Below are 21,053 nucleotides of genomic sequence, written 5' to 3'. Positions count from 1 at the left end.
CCATTATGCAGAATGAATCAAAGCCGACTCAACCGGAATCGGCTCGCATGAGTAGAACCTCTGCCCCGCTCCGATTCGCGAAGGGGAAGAGGATCGCCAATTCAGTGCGGAAGCGCCTTCAGACGTTCCGTCAGCCTGAGATTCTCCGCATAGTCGACCGGACAATCGATGACCACCGGCAGGGTGCTCTTCAGTGCTTCGACGAGTATGGGTCGAAGTTCTGATTGGTCCGTCACGCGATACCCGGCGGCGCCGAAACTCTGCGCATACCGTACGAGGTCTGGATTGCCGAAGTCCACCGATGAGGTCCGGCCGAAGCGCACCTGTTGTTTCCAACGGATCACACCGTATCCATCGTCCCGCCAGACCAGGATGACCAACGGCAAACCCAGACGCACCGCCGTCTCCAGCTCCTGCGAGTTCATGAGAAAACCTCCGTCTCCGGTCACCGCCAGCACGCGCCGTTCGGGATACAACAGCTTCGCGGCGATCGCACCCGGTACGGCGATCCCCATCGCGGCAAAACCGTTTGAGATAATGCAGGAATTGGGAACCTCGCACGGGAACATCCTGGCCATCCAAAGCTTATGTGCGCCGACGTCACAGATCACCAGATCGTCAGGCTCTAGCACAGCGCGCAGGTCCTGCATGATGTGCTGCGGCCGCATCGGCCAGGAGGCCGCGCCGGCCAGCTCGGCTTCGAACCCATCGATGACGGTCTTGCGGGCCTCACTGGCCCATGGGGAATCGAACGGGATCAGCCTCGCGCCGATCTGAGCCAGCGAAAGACGGAGATCGCCCAGCACATCCACCTCGACGCTGTAATGGGCATCGACCTCTGCCGGCGACACATCAAGATGTACGATCCGCTTGTCATGGAGCGGGTTCCAGAGACAGGGCGCATATTCCACGAAATCGTAGCCCAACGCAATCACCAGATCCGCCTGCTCCATGACGACCGAGGCATAATCACGCGCTTGAAGCCCGATCGTGTACAGCGACAGCGGATCGCTGTCCGGAAGCACCCCCTTGGCCATGAAGGTGTGGAACACGGGAATTTGCGCACGCCGCGCAAACTGTCGCACCGCCTCATACGCGGCACCACGGATCACGCCGTTCCCGGCAAGGATCACAGGACGCTGCGCAGCGCCGATCACCCGGACCGCCTCTGCAACCTGTCCGGGGGTCGGCTCGGGCGTGACCGCCGCCTGGACGGCAAGCGGCATCATCCCGCCGGCATCGCCGAGCTCTTCATCTGCCACATCTTCCGGAAGCTCCACATGCGTCGCCCCCGGCTTTTCTGTCTGCGCAATCTTGAAGGCTTTCCGGATCGCTTCTGGAATCACTTCCGCTTTCGGAATCGAGGCATTCCATTTGGTGACAGGCTTGAACATCGAGATCACATCAATATATTGGTGCGATTCCTTGTGGCGGCGATTCAACGCCGCCTGTCCGGTGAGAGCGACCAGCGGAGTCCGATCCAGGTTGGCATCAACCACGCCGGTCAGCAGATTGGTCGCGCCGGGTCCCAGCGTCGAGAGGCACACCCCCGCTTTCCCGCTTAGTCGTCCATACACGTCGGCCATGAAGGCCGCCCCCTGTTCATGCCGCGTCTCGATAAATCGAATACGGGAATCGAGAAAGGCATCCATCAGTTCCAGCGTTTCCTCGCCTGGCACACCAAAGACAAACTGGACGCCTTCATTCTCTAAACACCGAACCAGCAATTCTGCCGCCTTCATGGGAGCCCCTTTCAGCGTCAACCATCGTGTGTATTCATACCGGTCAGAATCGCGGTCTTCTTACATTACAACCTCCACCCTGCAACGATTGTATCAAGCAGGCGCCGCTTACGAAACAGACTTCACGGCACAAACAAATCTTGGGACGGACGAGGTAGCTGATGTGGCTGCGACCGTCTTATCGTGCGGAATGCCGACGCCGATATTCTTGATATCGTGTTCGCATGCTCGTGCCGGCAATTGATCCGCTCATCGGCTCAAGAATAGAGCGTAGCGGTTCAGTCACCTTGACAAATCGGGAAAGCAGGTGCTACCACGGCTGCCATGGTACAAGCGGGACATCCCTCTGCTTCCTCGAAGACCCAGGCCCCCGCGCAAGCGGTGTCGACCTGGACCGGTTCAGCGCGTGAACAGGCCGTGCAGCGGATGTTCACCTCAATTGCCGGCTGCTACGATCTGAACAACACGCTGTTAAGTTTTGGGCTCCACCACCGGTGGAAGAACATAACGGCCTCCTATGTCCCGGTGACCGCGGGAGGCCGGGCACTCGACGTGGGAGCCGGCACAGCCGATCTGGCCCTCTTGATCGAACCACGCATGGGAGCCGAGGGTCGCGTCATTGCCTCAGACTTGAACCATGCCATGCTCGTCGAGGGGCTAAAGAAAATCACAAGCCGGGGCCTCGGACAGAAAATCACCTGTCTCGAAGCTAACGCCGAACATCTAGGATTCCCCGATGCGACGTTCCATGCCGTGACGACGGGATTCTGCATGAGAAACGTCGGAAACCTTCAACAGGCGGTCACGGAGATTCATCGTATTCTGCAGCCGGGAGGACGGTTTGTCTGTCTGGAGTTTTCCAGACCGATCTTCGGATGGCTCCGGGCCCTGTACGATTGGTACTCGTTCCGGCTGCTTCCTTGGATCGGCACGAAAGTGGCGCATGACACGACCGGCGTCTATGAATATCTTCCTGCTTCCATCAGGAACTTCCCGGACCAGGAACGGCTGAAACAGATACTCCTCGATGCGGGTTTTCGCCAGGTGGAGTATCACAATCTGACCGGTGGGATCGTGGCGATCCATGTGGCGGTAAAATAGCCAGGAAGCCGTCAGCTTTCAGCATCAAAGCTGACGGCTGGTAGCTGATGGCTCATAGCAATATGAATTCAATTCTTTACATTTTCCTCCCCTGCAAGAAGGTCTACCCCATCGGGGTGACCTATCTGGCTGACTTTATCCATCGGCGCAAGCCGGAGGTGCGGCAGCGCATTCTCGACCTGTCCCTCTTTCCCGACGCTCAACGGATCAGCGCGGTCCGTGATGCGGCTACCGAGTTCAAGCCGGACCTCGTCTGTTTCTCATGGCGCGACATTCAGATCTTTTCGCCGCATGAGGGAGACTCCTCGCTGGAACATGCGTTCAACTTCTACTTTGCGAGCAACCCGCTCAAGCGGATTACCGCATCATTTGCGGGATTGCAACAGCTCTACCGCTACTACAGTCATATCCGGGCGGCACTCTCCTACCCCTGGTTGATCGCGAAGGAATTCCCGAAGGCGCAGATCATGATCGGCGGCGGAGCCTTTACGGCTTTTGCCGACCAACTGATCCAGAAACTCCCGGAAGGGACGATCGGAATTCTCGGGGAAGGCGAAGACGCCATCCTCAAGGTAGTCGAAGGCCAGTCGCTAGAGAACGAACGTTATATTGTTCGGGAGGGAAAGACCGTTCGAAAGGGCCAGCAGGGCGCGCCGGCTCTCCTCGATGCGCTCACCGTCGACTTGCCATATCTGACTTCGATCTTCCCGCAATATAAAGAATATATTGGTGAATCCATCGGCGTTCAATCCAAACGGGGCTGTCCCTACGACTGCGCCTTCTGCCTGTATCCTTATATTGAAGGAAAACGGGTGCGCTATCGGCCCCCCTCCATGGTCGTCCAGGATATCTCTCAGCATTACCATCAATGGGGTGCCAGGCGGTTCTGGTTCACGGATGCCCAATTCATTACCGGGAAAGAAGCCTACCCCCAATGTACCGAGATTCTGGAGCGGATTCTCGCCGAGAAACTGGAGATCGAATGGTCCGGCTATATCCGGACCTCGCTGATCACCCCGGAATTGGCGAAACTCATGGTTCGGTCCGGCGTCGGCGATCTCGAAGTCGCCATTACGTCCGGTTCCCAAGAGGTGCTGAACGACCTCCACATGGGGTTCAAGCTCGAGAAGCTCTACGACGGCTGCCGCTATCTGGCGGAAGCAGGGTTCAAGGGGAAGGTCATCCTCAACTATTCGCTGAATAGCCCGAAAGAAACCGAGGAGACTCTACTCCAAAGCGTGGAGTCCTATAAGAAAGTCGCCTCGATCCTGGGTGAAGAGCGCGTGTTCCCCCTCATGTTCTTTTTAGGCATTCAGCCGAACACGGATCTTGAAGAACGACTCTTAGAAGAAGGCTATCTCTCGGCCGGCTATAACCCTCTGATGCTGACCCCGACGAGTATCAGAAAGCTCCTCTATAACCCGGCGCCGCTGAACTCGTTCATCGCCAAGGCCTGCCTCCGTGCCTGGGAACGAAAAGATGGCAGCAAGGACCCGAGGAAATGGACGGGGTCTCTCTCCCAAGCCCCAAAAGAATCAGGCCCTTATGCAGACAAGAGCCTGATTCGAGGGATCGAAGGGAACTCCGGACGCGACGCCCTCCTCTCCTTGGAAGAAATCCTCCGTTCCCGACAATCGCTTCGTGCCGCAAAGGACTCTGGCGGTAAATCCACGGTCACACGGGGGGTCTAAATCCCATTCACCTACCCCATTCGATGCCTTGCATTCCATTTTGGGCCGATGTTATCATGCGCGTTCCCTGAGCCTGGATAGGTACGTCAACCGTTTGGTTTTTTTGACAATTACTCTCGTTCGCCCTGGCCTGGAGGGCATCCGGAGGAGACTTTTCAATGTATAAGACGATCTATGTGCCGGTCGATAACTCAGACCATTCCAATACCGCCGTCGACATCGGCGTGCACTTCGCCAAAGCCTTTGGCTCGAAGATCGTGGGGAGCCACGTCTACGCGGCCAAAATGCACGACAAGCGCTTCAAGCAGATGGAAGCAGGCTTGCCCGAAGAGTACCACGATGAAAAAGAACTCGACCGTCAGCGACAAATTCACGATTCGCTGATTACGCGCGGGCTGCAGATCATTACCGACTCCTACCTCGACTACGTCGACAAGAAATGCGCGGAAAACAACCTGCCGATCGAGCGCCGCTCCCTCGAAGGCCGGAACTGGAAAGTGCTAGCCGAGGATATCAATACTAACGCCTACGAGCTGGTCATCATGGGTGCCTTGGGTGTCGGCGCGGTGAAAGACAGCGTCATCGGCAGCAATACCGAGCGCGTCCTGCGTCGGGTGCGGAACTCAGACATGCTGATCGTGAAGCAGACCCAGCCCATGACCGCAGGCAGAATCGTCGTCGCCGTAGACGGCAGCCCCTATTCCTTCGGCGGACTCATGACCGGTCTGGCATTAGGCAAAGCCTTCAACATGCCGGTCGAAGCCATCTCCGCCTTCGATCCCTATTTCCACTATGCCGCCTTCCATAGCATCTCGGGCGTCCTCAACGAGGAAGCCGGCAAGGTATTCCGATTCAAGGAACAGGAAAAACTCCACGAGGAAATCATCGACAGCGGCCTTGCGAAGATCTACCAGTCGCACCTCGACATCTGCCGCGAGATTGCGCAGGCCGAGAAGACCGACGTCAAGACGACCCTGCTAGACGGCAAGGCCTTCGAAAAGATCATTCAATATGTGCGGAAAGATATCCCGGCCTTGCTCATCGTCGGACGAATCGGTGTGCATAGCGACGAAGACATGGACATCGGCAGCAATACCGAAAACCTCTTGCGGGCGGCCCCTTGCAATATCCTGGTGTCGAACCGGAAATATGTCCCCCCGATCGATACCCTGGCGGAATACACCATCGCCTGGACGGAAGAAGCCCTCCGTCGCATGGAGAAGATCCCGATCTTCGCCAGAGGCGTCGCCAAGACGGCCATCCATCGGTATGCCATCGAAAAGGGCCACACCATCATCAGCAACACCGTCGTCGATACGGCCATCGGACACATTCTCCCCAAGGGCGCGATGGATGCCATGCGCGCGCTGGGCGGCAGCTTGGACGCAGCGGGCATCGACCGCGACAAGATGCAGGCCGACGAGTCCGTGGCAAAAGACCTCATGGGTTCGACGCTCAGCGGCATGATGACCGAGATCGTGGAAGAAAAGCCGAAAGTCAGTGAAGCGACTCAAGGCTACCTGGACCGGATGAACCAGGATTACTTCGTCTGCGACGGCTGCGGCTACATCGGCAAGGGCGAAACGCCCGTGAAATGCCCCGTCTGCGCCGCCGGTGGTGATCGCTTCAAGCTGGTCGATAAGACCATCTTCGAAGCAGCCGCGAACGCTGAAGGAGCGATTGAAACCGATCTGGCCTACGATGACGTCCCCATGCAATGGACCAAGGATGCCAAAGAAGGCATCCGTGCAGTCCCGGCCGGCTTCCAACGCCGACGTGCCAAAGCCAAAATCGAAAAGACCGCTCGCAAACTCGGCATGACCACAATCACGCTGGAATATGCCGCACCCATGATTCAGGAAGCGGCCTCGGAAGACTACACGCCCATCTTCGCAAACAAGGGGACGGGCGCCTCGACCGAAGCGCAGGCAACCGTCACCGCTGCGACAAACGGTACCAATGGCGCAGCCGCTTCTCACGAAAACGGCCATGAGAACGGAAACGGCCATGCGACGGAACCAGCCCCCGCGTCTCCCTATACCTGGTCTCCCGACGCTCAAGCCAGGCTCGAGCGAGCGCCAGAGGGATTTATGCGTGAATGTACCCGCGCCCTTATCGAAAAACATGCCGATAAGATCGGCGTCACGGCCATTTCGGTAGACGTGGCCAATGAAGGCATTGAGCAAGCCAAGGACTACATGGCGGACGCCATGAAGACCGGCAACCTGAAGGACATGATTGCGAACCTGACCGGTGCATCGAAGTCCGGGGCCAGCCACTGATGGGACGATCGCTGCCGGTCCTGAACTTCCAGACGCTGGGCGGTACGCTCGGCTCTATTCAGCAACAGGTGACGAAGTTCATCACTCCGTCATCCACGGCCCCGGCGCCGCACGATGGCCGGACCGTCGACGACTTCAAGCCCTATCTGCTTGCACTGAACCTCACGAAACGCTGCAATCTCAAGTGCGACCATTGCTATCTCGACGCGACGACGAAGTCCGCCGGCGGGGACGATGAACTCTCGACCGAAGAATGTTTCAAGCTTATCGATCAGATTGCCGAGGTCAACAAGGGCTGCCTCATCGTGATCACAGGAGGCGAACCGCTCGTCCGCCCCGACATCCTCGACATTGCACGCCATGCGGTGAAACACGGATTCATGGTCGTGTTCGGGACCAACGGCATGTTGATCAACGACCAAATGGCGAAGGACCTGGTCGAGATCGGCGTGATGGGCATGGGCATCAGCATCGACTCGCTCGATCCGCAGAAGCATAACCAGTTTCGTGGCGTCCCCGGCGCATGGGAAGCCGCGCTCGCCGGCATCGAAGCCTGCAAACGGAACGGCTTGGCCTTCCAAGTCCACTTCAGCGCGCAGCCCATGAATTATCAGGAGCTGCCTGCCGTCATCGATTGGGCGCACCAACTTGGCGCCAAGGTACTGAACGTCTTCTTCATGGTCTGTACTGGGCGCGGCGAAGAACTGACCGACATCACCCCGGCCCAGTACGAAGAAGTGCTCGGCTACCTGGTCAACTGTCAGGACAATTACAAGGGTATGCTCGTCCGGGCTCGCTGTGCGCCGCACTTCAAACGACTGGCCTACGAAAAAGATCCGAACTCCCCGATCACCAAAGCGACGGGCTATATGGGCGGCGGCTGTCTCGCCGGCACCAACTACGCGCGCGTGACTCCCAACGGCGAATTGACCCCTTGCCCCTACATGCCCCTGTCAGCCGGGAACATCCGCGAGACCAGCTTCGCCGATCTGTGGGAAAAGTCCGACGTCTTCAACTCCTTCCGCTATCCGCAGCTCAAAGGCAAATGCGGCGATTGCGAATATACCGACATCTGCGGAGGCTGCCGTGCGCGGCCCTACGTCGATCACGGCGATTGGCTGGACGAAGATGAATGGTGTCTCTATACGCCGAAGGGGGGCGAGAAGATCAAAGTCGCGTTCAATACGCCGGAAGAAGGCGATGTGGCCTGGGATATCGACTCGGAGTCACGGCTCAACAAGATTCCCTATTTCTTGCGAGCCATGGTGAAAAAGGGCGTCGAAAAACATGCGCGCGAGAATAACATCCCCCTGATTACTATTGAGTTGATGGAAGAGCTCCGCAAGAAGCGCTTCGGCAACGACGCGCCGATGTTCCGGCCATAGCGTGAGGGGTGATCAGTGATGCGTGATAAGCTAGGAAACATTGATCCCGCCCACACCGGTTCTTTCGTTATGACTCATCACCGGTCACCCTTCACCCATCACGAGTTATAACAACAGTGGACGCACTTCAAAGCATCGTCACCGACCTGAACACGCTGCTCCCGATCGTCAATCATTGGTTTCACCTCTTATCTGCGGTCATCTGGATCGGCGGACTCGCATTCCTCGTCATGGCCGTCACCCCTGGACTGAAGCAGGCGGTTGCCAAAGAACAGATCAAGCCGATCACCGACGCGTTCTATCAGCATTACAAGAAAGTCGCCGGCATCCTACTCGTCGTCCTCCTCTTTACCGGTGGCATCAACTTCCACTACGTCAATCAAGTCATCACCTCGCAAACCGGCAGCGGAATCCAACACCATGCCAAATACCTGACCGTCTTCTTCATCAAACTGTTTCTCGTCCTCTGCCTCCTAACACTCTTCCTCTATACCGTGATCTTCAAATCCGATGACGCAGATGAAGACGATGAAGTCATCTACGAAGCGATCCCCTTTCAGCGTGCGGCGCTCTGGATCGGTTTCTTCATTATTCTCTGTGCCGCTGCCATGAAACATCTCCACCAGTAGACCGCGTTCCATTTCACGCGCATCAGCATCTCCATCTCTCGCATTCTCTCTACGCCTGTATCCTCCAGGATAAGTCTCGTACCGAATCAGATACGCCTCTGTACTGGCGGCATATCGTTTGTGCTCACTCTCTATTCATCATCTACTCAATGACTTACAGCGTTTCTCTCTGAGCCTCTCTGTGAAGAGATCTCTGGTACGAGGGTTGCTGTAGTCTGGTATCGCACGACGTGAGCAATGAATGGCACGAGGCCGATGATCATACGCTGGACGATTGTTGGCGAAGCGAATTGCCGGTGGGTCCCCACCCAAGAGGCACAGGCCTCTCATGCAGGTAGGACTACCTCTGGATTGTGCCCATCCGGAGCCCTCCCACCGCCACGCGCTTCTGCCATCAGGGCCGCGTCCTGCCCCTCAGGAGCGGCGCGGCCCTCCAGCTTGATCGAGACTGTTGAGCGCGTCGGAGTCTCAGGCTTGAGCAGACCACATGAACAACCTTGTCATACAATAGACCGATGGGAGAGATGATGCCCCGAATGCCACGACCCATTCCGCACAGCGTATCCGAGCAACAACTTCGCCAAGCCCTGAGTCCGCCGTCCGAGGCAATAACGTCTGATCGCCGACCACCTCGAACAGTCCGACTTACCGTCAGCCTCCCTGGCGATCTCGTCGATCGGCTCCGCGATGCGGTCTATTGGAGCCCGAATCTGAAGCTCGCGTGGCTGATCGCTGAGTCCCTACGAGCTTCCCTCGCCGACCTGGAAACATCACGTCAGAGCCCATTCCCGAAACGGATGATGGCGCTCCGCGCCGGACGGCCCCGATTAATCGGTCAATCGATGAACGTGCATCCTCGTGCCACAATCCCCGGCAATGGAACCGTTCATCCTGCTGAAGCACGTGCACAAACCGGGATTACGGCACAATCGTCCATGAAGTGATGCCTCCAGGATCGGTTATTTCATTTATTGGACATGACACCGTCTTCAATGCCACTTGAACGTTCATCACAAATCATCCCGACCCTACGACCTCGGGAAACCAGGCAGATGAATTCGCAGACGACCCTGCAGGCTGTTCTCATCGTCGATGACGACCCTGACATCCTGACCGCGTTGCATGACCTGCTCGAACATGATGGTTTTTTGGTGACAACGGTCTCGACCTGCCACGATGCGCTGACGCAGGTGAGAACGGCCATCTTCGCCGCGGCCTTACTCGACATTGGATTGCCAGATGGAGATGGACTAGCCCTTCTTGAGACCATCCAATCCATCACACCAACACTCCCCGTTATTGTGCTCACGGCCTTTACATCACAAGACTACCGCGCAAAGTCGTTGTCCAGAGGCGCATTCTCCTACCTCACCAAGCCCTACAACCGCGATGAGATACGGGCCGTCGTACGCCGAGCCGCACGAATCAGCCATCCACCATCGCCTTCTGATAATTAGGAGAATAGGGTATAGCACGGCGTATGACACTTCGTTGGTTACTGACATGCACAGTTCTCGCCCTGGTCTTCGTGACACAACATCCGTCCAGTGGATTGGCCGATGATCGCTCACCGACTGGGCTTCTGCGTGAGGCGAGCACCTACGCGGCTCACGTAGAAGATGACACCGTAAAACGGTCAGCCCTCCTTGGCATCATTGTGGCCCAAGAAAAGCTCGGCGACGAAACCGGTGCGATGAAGACTGCAGAACGGGAACCCATTCCTTGGAGTAAAGACAACGCATTGGCAACCGTTGTGGCGATCCAAGCACACAAGGGGAATATCAAAGGCGCAACACAAACCCTTGCGCGAATTTCCGAAAAGATTGCACGCACCAACGCTCAGGCTCCTGTTGCCGTCGCCTATGCTGCCGCTGGCGACATTTCCAAGGCGCTACAACTAACCAAACAAATTCCCGATAACTACTACGCTTATGGGGATGCTTTTTTTCGGATCGCAGCGATTCAGGCAGCAGACGGTGATGTGCCGGGGGCACTGCACACCGTGGCTGACATATGGCATTTGAATCCATACAGACTCATTCCCATTGTCCAGGCACAGCTGTCTGCCGGATCTTTCGACCAAGCGGTACAGCTCACGAAGGTGACCGACGATCAGTATCTAAAAAGCTATTTACTCTTAGCTGTGGCCACTCAAGTCAAAGACCGAACGCGTCAGCTCGACATTGCCGCCACAATCCCCGTCGAAGGTGTCAAAGCGTTAACGTACAAAGAGATTGCGGAAAGCCAGCTTGCGGAAGGTGATGTGCGAGGGAGCCTGAGCAGTCTCACCATCGCTACAGGGGTTGTTGAAGCCACGTCTAACAACTTCGCGAGAGCTGATCTTCGATGGAGAATTGCTGCGATTTTTGCTCGAGCGCACGACATCAGCCAAGCGCGTACGGTGGCGATGACCATCGAAATAGAAGGCCACCGTAATAGCGCCCTCAGTGAGATCATCGAGATCCAGGCCAGAGCACAGGATTATGACGGGGCATTACAGACCGCGTCGCTCGGAACAGGAGAAGAGTCCCTGACTGACTATGCGCTGAATCGAATTGCTGCACGACAAATAGTTGTGGAACCTGTGAATAAAGTGATGAGCACGATAGCGAAAATTAAGAGAGGTGAATCAAGGCGTATCGCGCTCGCTTCTGTTGCAGAAGCTGCAGGAGAGGCAGGGCGGATCGTAGAGGCGCTTGCGCTGGTACAAGTACATCGCCTGGCAGTTGCCGAGGCGCTGAAGTTTGTCGAAACGCCTGGGTCGTTAGAGCAAGTGAGGCACCTTGATGATCAAGCCAGCAAACTGTTCTCCGACGCACACTTCTTTCAATACGCCTTGGCGGGGATGCTGAGTAAGATTGCCCTGTCGCGGGCACGCGATGGCGCACTGCAAGAGGCGCTTGGCTATGCCCTGCTGGTTCCTGACAGGGAAAGCGGAGAAACGCTTAGATCCCTTGCGTTTGCTCAAACAAAAGATGGTGATGTGGATGGAGCCCTTCGTTGGATCAGGGCCGCTCAGCTCTCATCTCAGAAAGCTTTTGCCCTATCCGGGGTGGCAAGCGCCTTACTTCAGAAAGAACAGAAATAGGCTCCCATCTCTTAGCTATTTCCCCAGCAGTTGGGAACACCTCCCATTGCGAGCCCTGACTGTGTTGAATGAAATTGTTGGCCGCTTTCAAATGATAGTATGCGAACAGTTTCGTGAGAATACGCACACCTGTAGTACGGGAGAACACTCTCGCAGGAAGCTCAAACAGGCCGTCCAGCAAGGCCGCAGCCGACGAAAGCACCGGAGGCGTAGCCTCAGCGAGAAGTTATGGCTGCTTTCGGAGCAAGAACGACGCGGGCGCAATTTTCCAGCGGCCGGCTAGGAGGAAGGCCGTTTGGATGAGGCAAAAGCCTGCTTGAAGACCGTGCGGAGGCCGAAGTAGGCAAAGGAGTCTTTGAGGTTGGAATAGAGCCGCTTGATCGTTCCCATGTCCGGGTCCGTCACGTATTCCATCGTGAGGGCAATCCGTTCCTCCCCTTCGCCGAGTGGCGTCACCGCATGCCAGAGCTTATCCCCGTTGAAAATCACGAGATCGCCCGGTTGCGTAATCAACTCCAGATGCTTGGGTGATTTGACCGGATCGTCCTTAAAGAGCTCACAGACCAGTTTACATTGCGTCGACTGATCGACGAGCCCCATCAAAATGGTATAGCGGGCCCCTTTGTAATAGGACGTGTCGTAGTGAAACCCGATGTGGTCACCCGGCTCGGTGTAGTAATACAGCGCACAGGAATGGGGATCGTTCTCAGGACAGAGGCTGAGCTTGGCCTTGACCAGACGGCTCAACAGACCGATGAAGGCCTCGGATCGATAGAGATCGAGAAAGCGCGGGGCCTTCTCCATCACCGTATAGTAACTCACGCTCCCGCCCTTTTTGTGGCCTGGAATATAGTTGCGATTCAGCTCGCCCTTCACGCCTTGCGCCTGAGGGACGAGATGTTCTTCCACCACCGACCGGGAGAGAAATTGCGGAATGAACAGGAACTCGTTTTGGTCCCAATATTCACGGGAAAGCCGATCGAAATCCAGCCGCGTGACCGCCTCATCGACCGATTCAATTAACGAACTGTTCATCGTCCGGCTCATACCTGTACCTGGTTGCTCAACAGTCCACTGCTCGTGCTCGAACCGACACCAGCCGCATTCACTGCGGGGCGCTAAAGACCGGCGCCTTTACCACTTCCACATCGGCCGGCAACTTCAGATCGAAGGCGGCATCGCCCAGACCGATGTTGGATTGGAGCGACGAAAACTCAAACCGTGCGACATTGCCGCTCATTTCATGAAGCGTCACCGTCCGAATAAAATAGGTCTTGGGAAACACTTCGAGCACAATCCGCTGTAACGATCGCCCCGCCTCACCCTCCTGGGACTTCGGCAGGAGGGTCAACAGTCTGATTCCACCCACGCCTCGCCCCTTCCCCGGCGTCGGCTCAATATCGTACGACTCATCGAGCTTCGCGGCTCCGAGCAAGAGCTCCAAGGGTGCCTTGGACGCAGCCATCTGCGTCAATTTCCCCACCAGGACTTGCCGATGCTCAGGCACATAGACTTTGACATCGTCTGAATTCACGTAAATATCTTCGACCGACGGATCAAAATAACTCCAGCGTAACCGGCCAGGCTTCTTGATATAGACCTTCCCCGTGGACGTGATGGCCCTGTCAAACCCCTCGATCGTCGTCTTCTGCGTAAAGTCCGCTTGAAGATCTTTCGTTTTCTCATACCGCGCCTGAAGTTGCCTGACCACCTCTCGCACTTCCTTCAGGGCCTTCTCTCTGTCCTCATCCGCGGCAGCACATACCAGCGGTGAGAATAGGCTCCAACCGCACAGGAGCAGACCTCCGATAACACATGTCCAGCTTATTTTTTTCATCATACCAATATAGAGGGGTGTGGAGGGTGACTGCAATTGCGCGCATCGAACGAGCACCGTATCACCGTGCGCGTTCTGCGAGCAGGGCAGTCACCCTCCACATTCCTCACGCCTCCTCTGCCTCTCCTACCGGCCCTCGCCGCCCCACAACCTCTCTTCGTCCATCGCGGCCAGCCGCACCCACAATACCGTCCGACTCCATTTGTTCGATCATTCGAGCGGCGCGAGGATAGCCCACCCGCAACCGACGCTGAATCAGCGACGCCGATGCTTGGCCGGTGGACAGGACCAACTCCTTCGCCTGCTCATAGACTTCGTCCAATGCCTCTTCCTCTTTGGCATCTTCCTGTTTCAGCGCAATCTGTAACTCCTGATTATAGGCCGGCTTCGCTTGATCCTTCACGAATTCGACCACGCGGCGGACATCCTCATCCGACACAAACGACCCGTGCCCTCGCATGAGACGTCCGGTCCCCGATGCCATATAGAGCAGATCTCCACGGCCCAACAGCGCTTCTGCACCGTTCGCATCCAGGATCGTGCGTGAGTCGGTCTTCGACGACACTTGAAAGGCGATGCGAGCCGGGAAGTTCGCCTTGATCAAGCCGGTCAACACATCCACCGATGGACGTTGCGTCGCCAGCACGAGATGGATCCCCGATGCACGGGCCATCTGAGCCAACCGCGCAATCTTGTCTTCCACTTCCTTCGGCGCCACCATCATCAAATCTGCCAACTCATCGATCATCACGACGATATAGGGCAAAGGCTCCGGCGGAGTCTTCGGCGGCATGAACGATCCTGGGCTTCCCTCGGGAAGCGCCGTCTCTCCGGCAGAGAGCCGTTCCTCTTCAGACAGAAACTGGATGGGCAGTTCCGGCTGGTCCGACTTGGCCGCCGCTTCCGCCTCCAGCACACCCTGCGCCCCTGCGACCTTCCGATTGTAGGCATCGATATTTCTGACCGCTGCCTCCGACAGTAATTTGTAACGCCGCTCCATTTCGGCTACGACCCAGCTGAGTCCACGTGCTGCCGACTTAGGATCGGTAATGACCGGCCGCAACAAGTGAGGAATACCGTCATACGTTTGGAATTCGAGCATCTTGGGATCGATCAGGAGCAGCTTGACCTCATCGGGCCTGGCTGAAAACAATATGCTCAAGAGCATCGTATTGAGGCTGACGCTTTTCCCTGCCCCGGTGGCGCCGGCGACCAGCAAGTGCGGCATCGTTTTCAGATCGGCAATCAGGGGCGCGCCGAAAATGTCTTTCCCCAACGCCAAGCTGAGCTTCGATTTGGCGCGTGAGAACGCCTCGCTCGTCATGACTTCCTTCATCGACACCGTCTCGCGATACAGGTTCGGCACCTCGATCCCGACCACCGATTTTCCCGGAACCGGCGCCACGATCCGGAGACTGACCGCTTTCAAGGCCAGGGCCAAGTCGTCGGCCAGGTTCACAATCCGTGCGACCTTGGTCCCCGGCGACGGCTCGAACTCGTACATCGTCACGACCGGTCCAGGACGAACTTCCGTCACCCTCCCTGCGATGCCAAAACTGGTGAGTGCGCGGGTCAACACATCCGATTGCGCCTTGATTTCTTCTTCTGTCACGCGCCCCAGAGGGCCTGACGGCTCGGTCAAGAGTAGAGCCGGGTCCGGCAATATATAGTCGCCGGTCTTCGCCTGAATGGCAAACACCGGTTGGTCCGACTCCTCCTCAATCGCTTCTGCCGGTTCGGGGGTCGGTCGGCGCGATGGCTGAATGACCGGCCAATCCAACTCCGGTTCTGCGATCGCGTCCGGGAGCGACTCCTCGATGACCGCACGGATGGATTTCGAAGATTTCTGTTTCGCTTTCTTGGCCGACTCAGGAACTGGTTCTTCCACCGGTCGTTCCGGGATCCACCCCCGCACCAGTGTAAGCAACCCATTGCCCCAGCCTGGAAGCTTCTGTGCAATTTCCGAAAGCGAGATGGGTGTCGTGAAAATGACCGAGACCAAGAGGCCCGCCACGATCAGAATGTGCGCGCCGGTACTCGCAAAATAGGCTCGCAGGCCTTCGGCCAACAGTTGCCCGAAGTAGCCCCCCGCCATGCCTCGGTAAATGAGGCCGCTGGAGAGAGTCGGCACTGCCATGATTTCAAGATGGAGAAAGCCACTGAGAAAGAGGAGTGCCGCCAATGACGCGCCGGCATACCGCAGACGGATCGATAGGTCGCTCTGCGTGAAACAACGGACGCCGATCAGGCCCAGCAGAAGTGGAAAGAGATAGGCCGCTCCGCCAATTAAGGAAAAGAGTGCCGATGCAAAGAGCGCCCCGACGGATCCAATAAGGTTCTGTGAGGCCGACGAACCGGCAACCGCTGACCCCATTCCTGAATTCAGGCCATTGGGCACGAACGAGACGAGACTGAGCAGCGTGAGCAGGCTCAACGCGATCAGGACAACTCCGATCACTTCTCGCTTAATGTGTGACGGGGGGGAAGCGGCGCCGCGGGCCTCTCCCCGCTTGGCCGAAGTGGATGCACCCATAGCACGGATGCTAGCACAGGGAATGGGTCATTTCAAACGCATGGCAGCCGAAACGAGCGATCTGGCAGCTAGGGCACCTCGTCAACGGAGTGCGGCAGCAAACCGGAGGAAGTCTTCGACCGACAAGGTTTCGGCCCGGCGAGTCGGACCAATCTCCAACCGTTCCAAGGTCTCGGCCACACGATGGATCTCAAATCCTTCGTCTCGCAGGGAATTGATGAGCGTTTTTCTTCGATGTGCAAAAGCCGCCTTCACGAGTGCACGAAAGGCCACTTCTTCCTGCGGGCCAAGCCTCCGGTCTTCGTTCGTCCGGAGCAGCACCACCGCCGAACCAACCTCAGGCCTCGGCCTGAAACAGTGCGCTGAAACACGAAAGGATTTGGCAATGTCGGCGGCATACTGCGCCATCACGGAAAGGACGCCATAGTCCGACCCGCCTGGCTGGGCCACTAATCGATCGGCCACCTCGTTCTGCAGCATGAGCACCATGCGGGGAAAGCGGCCACGCTGGTCGAGTAATCGAAAGAGTAGTGGGGTTGAAATGTAGTAGGGCAAATTGGCCACGACGACTGTCCCCATCGGCAGGCGCTCGACCGGATAGGCCAATGCGTCGTCGCAGATCAATTCCACATTCGGAAACTCCGCCTGCCTGGTCTCGAGATAGGCATGAAGCCGTGGATCCAGTTCGACCGCCGTCACACGACCGGCTGCGTGACTCAGCATCTCTGTCAGGACGCCGCGGCCTGGACCGATTTCAAGGACATGGTCGCTGGGGCCCAATTCCGCCAAGGCGACGATTTTGCGTACAATGTTGGGATCGATGAGAAAGTTTTGGCCGAGCCGCTTGAGCGGGGGAGGGAGATCAGGAGTCGACACCAGTTAATTCCCGCCGGGAAGAGAAGGCGCGGCTTGCGCCAGTTGTTTCACTAGATCGAGCAACGGCGTTTTGAAATAGTCGATGAGGTCCGTAAACTCTTCCACCAAGTCGTTGGTAAACGAGGGACCCGGCTGCAGCGCTGCAAACTTCTGCCCTTCCTTCGCTCCCAGAGATTCCGTGAGGAGCGTAACCGTTCTGGCTTTCCATTTGACGAGTCGTTCTGCTCCGGCAACCGTGTTGAGCGTCTCCATGGTCTCTGAGAAAATTACGTCCAAATCTTTTAACTGCTTCTGTATCATGTCACGCGCCGCACTCGATTGGCTGGTCATCAATAGGCTCCTCTTGAGATGGTCTGTCTGGTCTGTCTCGTCTATCTGGTCGTTTCAGTCTATCTGGTTCGGTCCAGACTATGAAACCAGACAGACGAGACAGACCAGATAGACCCAATAGACCCCTCACCGTCTCTTGGCTAACGTCGCAGCCAGCGTGATCGCCTCGACCAGGCTGCCGGGGTCTGCGATGCCTTTCCCTACAATATCGAACGCCGTCCCATGATCGACCGAGGTGCGAATGATCGGCAATCCCACTGTCAGGTTCACACAGGTACCGAACGCGACAAGTTTTAAGGGAATCAACCCCTGGTCGTGGTAGAGGGCCACCACTCCATCGTAATCGCCTCTCGCCGCCTTGCCGAACAGGGTATCGGCCGGCAAGGGATCGCTGGCGCGAATCCCTCGGGCCTGCGCCGCACGAGCCGCCGGGAGAATGATCCGCGCTTCTTCGTCCCCGAACAGTCCATGTTCTCCTGCATGGGGATTTAACGCGGCGACACCGACTCTCGGTTTCTGAATCCCGAACAAATCTTTCAGGGCCACATGAGCCAATCTGATGGCTTTTTCGATCTTGGCTTGAGTGAGGAGGGACGGTAAGTCTTTGATCGCGACGTGGGTCGTCACGAACATGATTCGGAGCGGCCCGCCGATAATCATCATACCGGAGTCCTGCGTCTTGGTCAGGTCTGCCAGCAGTTCCGTATGACCGGGGAAATGGCAGCCGGCCATGTTGATGGCCTCTTTGTTGATCGGGGCTGTGACCATGCCGTCGATACAACCGAGCTGCGCCAGCTCCACGGCCTTCTTGATGAACAACACGGACGCAGCCCCGGTCTCAGCCGCCGCAACCCCGCGAGAAAACCGCCCAAGGGGATGCTCGAGTGGGTCCAATACGGCAAGCTGATTCAACCGTGGAGGCACGGTTTCGTGGCCCTCCACGCGAATCACATTCAGCTTCAGTTTCAAACTCTTAACCGCCTGCTGCATCACTGGAAATGAGCCAATCACCAGTGGACGACAGAGCCGTCGCACCTTTGCCAAAGCCAAGGCCTTCGCAATCACTTCGGGACCGATCCCGGCTGGATCGCCCATCGTAATACCGAGCAGTGGTTTATCTTTCGACTTCGTCATATTCTTTCTACCATTCATACCCTTCACCAATTACGCATCGATCAGGATGCTCAAAAAGGCCGTTCAGCGAGGCCGCAGCGAGCGAGGAGGCGAGGCGTACCCTTGCGGTACGTTGAGCCTCTGAGTGATGCGAGAACAAAGCTGGCGGACTTTTTCAGCATCCTAGTTTAGACCCAGTACAGGTACAGGACATACCCGATATACAGAACCGCACTTCCGCCCAGCAACCAGGGCCGCCAGAAACCGCTCCATGCAGCCTGTACCCATAAGAAGGTGGACGCCGTCACCGCGAGTACCATCGTGATCAACGCCGTCGGTGCGAGCGCCCAGTCCGTGCCCAGAAGTCCGATCGACACCGGGATGGTGCCCTGAAAGACCATGGCGCCTGTGACGTTCCCGACTGCCAAACGATCTTTCTTTCGATAGAGCCAGAGGAAACTGTTCGACATCTCCGGCAGCTCGGTCGCGAGGGGCGCAACAAGGAGGGCCAGGATCAACGGCGAGATCGACAGGGCCCCGGCAATCGTTTCCGCAGCGAGCACAAAGAGATGGGCTCCGAATGCCAGACCGGCTAAACCGAGGATGGCTTGAAGTGCGATGAGTCCAAACGATGGGACGGCCGCCTTTCTGGCAAAGAACAGCGGTTCAAGCGCGCCCCCCTCGCCCCCCTCCTCGGCCACCTCACTGAATTTCAGTTTCACATAATAGAGATAGAGGCTCAGCAACCCGACGGCGGCCAGGATGTGCACCAGCCGAGAAGGGATAAAAACACAGGCCAGCGCAACAGTATAGGCCACCACGAAGAAGGAGAGATCGCCCTTCACATCGGGATAATTCAACTTGAACACCGCCGTTCGCTTCCCGAAACCGGCATAGACCACCAGCAAGATCGCCAAGATGGGGATCACCAGGGTGCTCAACATGAAGGGCGCGCCGAGGATTGCGCCCAAGCCCACCTCCACTTCCGCACGGCTCGCCCCGAAGAAGATGGCGATGATCGGGATCGACGTTTCTGGCAATGTGGTGCCAATGGCGGCCAACACGCCGCCGACCGCGCCTTCGGATAAATCGAATCGTTTACCCAGCCATTCAATGGCGTTCGTGAAGAGCGTGCAGGCTCCCAACGTCACCGCCACGGAAACAAAGAATAGGAAGCTGTAGAGAAAGACCGTCATCGCGGACCCGCCGTCCTGGTCACCCGCCGTTTGGCATAGGCGAGGGCCGCCTCGTCGAGTACGGCTTTCACGGGGCGGCCCGTTCGTTCGGCGATCCGTTTACAATCGAGATATTCTGGAGCGGCCTTCGTCGTCGTACCATTTACCTCGGCAATCTTCATCCGGACAACTCCTCCAGGCACCTTCACCGACACAAATCGCCGGGGGAGGATCTGTCGCATGACCTCACAGACTCGAACTCCCAACGCCGTCGTTTCTTGAAACACCACATCAAGAATCCCCTCCAGCTCTGCCTGCGCGACAAGACAGGTTAGGACGACACCGGGGCGTCCACGTTTCATGATGACCGGCGCAAGCGTTACGTCCAGCGCCCCACGGGACAGTAACTGCTCCATCACATGCTCATAGACTTGGGGATTGACATCGTCGAGGTTCGTTTCGACCTGCAGCACAGTGTCTTGTTCGCGCGTATGTGTAGTTGACGGCCTCGCAAGAAACACCCGCAAGGCATTCGGCCAGCCTATGGGATCGGCATCTCCCGCACCATACCCGATCGTCGTCGGGGTCATGACCGGCATGGGACCGAACTCCGATGTTAGCGTGCGCAACAGCGCCATGCCAGTCGGTGTGGTCAGTTCACGGGCGGGACCGGCACTGTAGATCGGAATCCCTTTGGCCAGAATGGCGACCGCCGGACCGGGCGCCGGCAAGATCCCATGCGCAGATTGCAACGTCCCCGTTCCAACATTAACGGGGGAGGCCGTCACACGCGTGACGCCTAACAGATCACAGCCAATGAGCCCGCCGACGATATCGACAAACGAGTCGAGCACACCGACTTCATGGAAATGGACGTGATCTTTGGCCACACGATGGGCATGCCCCTCCGCCTCGGCCAAGAGATCGAAGACGGATCGGCTTTGCTGCTTGATCTTGTCCGAGAGTCGGCTTGCGGCAAGGATCCGGTGAATACGCGTGAGGGACAGCGGATGCTGCAACCCCTTCGCAATAATGACGTCGACCTTCGTGGCATGGATCGCTCCCCGTTGCACCCTCCGCTTCCGGAGCGTGACGCCTGAAAGACGAAGCCGCTTCAGCCCGTTCACCAAATCGGGGAACGGCACGCCGACATCCACAAGCGCGCCGAGGGTCATATCGCCGCTGATGCCGGAATAACAATCGAAATGGAGATGCCCGCCCACGTAGATCCTTTCTCGACTCAACTCAGACCGCGCCCATCTTACCCAAGG

The 21,053-nt window shown here is 57.3% G+C and carries 17 protein-coding genes; 8 read left to right on the top strand and 9 right to left on the bottom strand.

The features are described from left to right. Positions 1 to 101 precede the first annotated feature (101 nt). On the bottom strand, positions 102 to 1,742 hold the full coding sequence (locus tag Q8N00_14190) for an acetolactate synthase large subunit (protein MDP2383942.1): 1,641 nt from the start codon (positions 1,740 to 1,742) through the stop codon (positions 102 to 104). 324 nt (positions 1,743 to 2,066) lie between these two features. Here Q8N00_14190 and Q8N00_14185 point away from each other — a divergent pair, with 324 nt between their 5' ends. From Q8N00_14185 to Q8N00_14150, 8 genes are all read left to right on the top strand, one after another. Then, complete coding sequence (locus Q8N00_14185; protein MDP2383941.1) at positions 2,067 to 2,843, top strand: class I SAM-dependent methyltransferase; 777 nt, start codon at positions 2,067 to 2,069, stop codon at positions 2,841 to 2,843. Between the two features lie 62 nt (positions 2,844 to 2,905). Next, complete coding sequence (locus Q8N00_14180) at positions 2,906 to 4,534, top strand: radical SAM protein (protein ID MDP2383940.1); 1,629 nt, start codon at positions 2,906 to 2,908, stop codon at positions 4,532 to 4,534. 158 nt (positions 4,535 to 4,692) lie between these two features. Then, positions 4,693 to 6,816: a universal stress protein gene (locus Q8N00_14175; GenBank protein ID MDP2383939.1), complete on the top strand. Its 2,124-nt coding sequence runs from the start codon at positions 4,693 to 4,695 to the stop codon at positions 6,814 to 6,816. After that, positions 6,816 to 8,201: a radical SAM protein gene (locus Q8N00_14170; GenBank protein MDP2383938.1), complete on the top strand. Its 1,386-nt coding sequence runs from the start codon at positions 6,816 to 6,818 to the stop codon at positions 8,199 to 8,201. Before Q8N00_14175 ends, Q8N00_14170 begins: the two co-directional genes overlap by 1 nt. Before the next feature lie 116 nt (positions 8,202 to 8,317). Next, a complete protein-coding gene (locus tag Q8N00_14165; GenBank protein MDP2383937.1) occupies positions 8,318 to 8,830 on the top strand; it encodes a hypothetical protein in 513 nt (170 codons plus the stop codon). 536 nt (positions 8,831 to 9,366) lie between these two features. After that, a complete protein-coding gene (locus Q8N00_14160; GenBank protein ID MDP2383936.1) occupies positions 9,367 to 9,774 on the top strand; it encodes a hypothetical protein in 408 nt (135 codons plus the stop codon). 108 nt (positions 9,775 to 9,882) lie between these two features. Continuing rightward, the gene (locus Q8N00_14155; protein MDP2383935.1) at positions 9,883 to 10,287 is read left to right on the top strand and encodes a response regulator; all 405 of its coding nucleotides are present in this window, start codon (positions 9,883 to 9,885) and stop codon (positions 10,285 to 10,287) included. 23 nt (positions 10,288 to 10,310) lie between these two features. Then, positions 10,311 to 11,918, top strand: a complete 1,608-nt coding sequence (locus tag Q8N00_14150) for a hypothetical protein (GenBank protein ID MDP2383934.1) — start codon at positions 10,311 to 10,313, stop codon at positions 11,916 to 11,918. 279 nt (positions 11,919 to 12,197) lie between these two features. On the opposite strand, the gene Q8N00_14145 is transcribed toward Q8N00_14150, so the two are convergent. From Q8N00_14145 to larC, 8 genes are all read right to left on the bottom strand, one after another. Then, a complete protein-coding gene (locus Q8N00_14145) occupies positions 12,198 to 12,953 on the bottom strand; it encodes a 2OG-Fe(II) oxygenase (protein ID MDP2383933.1) in 756 nt (251 codons plus the stop codon). Positions 12,954 to 13,023: 70 nt separating this feature from the next. After that, entirely contained in the window at positions 13,024 to 13,629 is a 606-nt protein-coding gene (locus Q8N00_14140; protein MDP2383932.1) for an outer membrane lipoprotein carrier protein LolA, read from the bottom strand. Between the two features lie 232 nt (positions 13,630 to 13,861). Then, positions 13,862 to 16,288 carry a DNA translocase FtsK 4TM domain-containing protein gene (locus Q8N00_14135; GenBank protein ID MDP2383931.1) on the bottom strand — a complete coding sequence of 809 codons (2,427 nt, stop codon included), beginning with the start codon at positions 16,286 to 16,288 and terminating at the stop codon, positions 13,862 to 13,864. A gap of 81 nt (positions 16,289 to 16,369) precedes the next feature. Continuing rightward, the gene (gene rsmA / locus Q8N00_14130) at positions 16,370 to 17,164 is read right to left on the bottom strand and encodes a 16S rRNA (adenine(1518)-N(6)/adenine(1519)-N(6))-dimethyltransferase RsmA (GenBank protein MDP2383930.1); all 795 of its coding nucleotides are present in this window, start codon (positions 17,162 to 17,164) and stop codon (positions 16,370 to 16,372) included. A 3-nt stretch (positions 17,165 to 17,167) separates the two neighbouring features. After that, positions 17,168 to 17,494 (bottom strand): hypothetical protein, encoded by a 327-nt coding sequence (locus tag Q8N00_14125; protein MDP2383929.1) that lies wholly within the window; start codon positions 17,492 to 17,494, stop codon positions 17,168 to 17,170. A gap of 126 nt (positions 17,495 to 17,620) precedes the next feature. Then, positions 17,621 to 18,628, bottom strand: a complete 1,008-nt coding sequence (gene pdxA, locus Q8N00_14120; GenBank protein MDP2383928.1) for a 4-hydroxythreonine-4-phosphate dehydrogenase PdxA — start codon at positions 18,626 to 18,628, stop codon at positions 17,621 to 17,623. Between the two features lie 167 nt (positions 18,629 to 18,795). Continuing rightward, complete coding sequence (locus tag Q8N00_14115) at positions 18,796 to 19,803, bottom strand: sodium:calcium antiporter (protein MDP2383927.1); 1,008 nt, start codon at positions 19,801 to 19,803, stop codon at positions 18,796 to 18,798. Continuing rightward, a complete protein-coding gene (gene larC / locus Q8N00_14110; protein MDP2383926.1) occupies positions 19,800 to 21,005 on the bottom strand; it encodes a nickel pincer cofactor biosynthesis protein LarC in 1,206 nt (401 codons plus the stop codon). The genes Q8N00_14115 and larC overlap by 4 nt, the downstream gene beginning before the upstream one ends. Between the last annotated feature and the right edge of the window lie 48 nt (positions 21,006 to 21,053).

It is taken from the genome of Nitrospirota bacterium, from assembly GCA_030684575.1.
GTDB lineage: Bacteria > Nitrospirota > Nitrospiria > Nitrospirales > Nitrospiraceae > Palsa-1315.
This window is presented reverse-complemented; position numbering and strand designations above follow the sequence as displayed.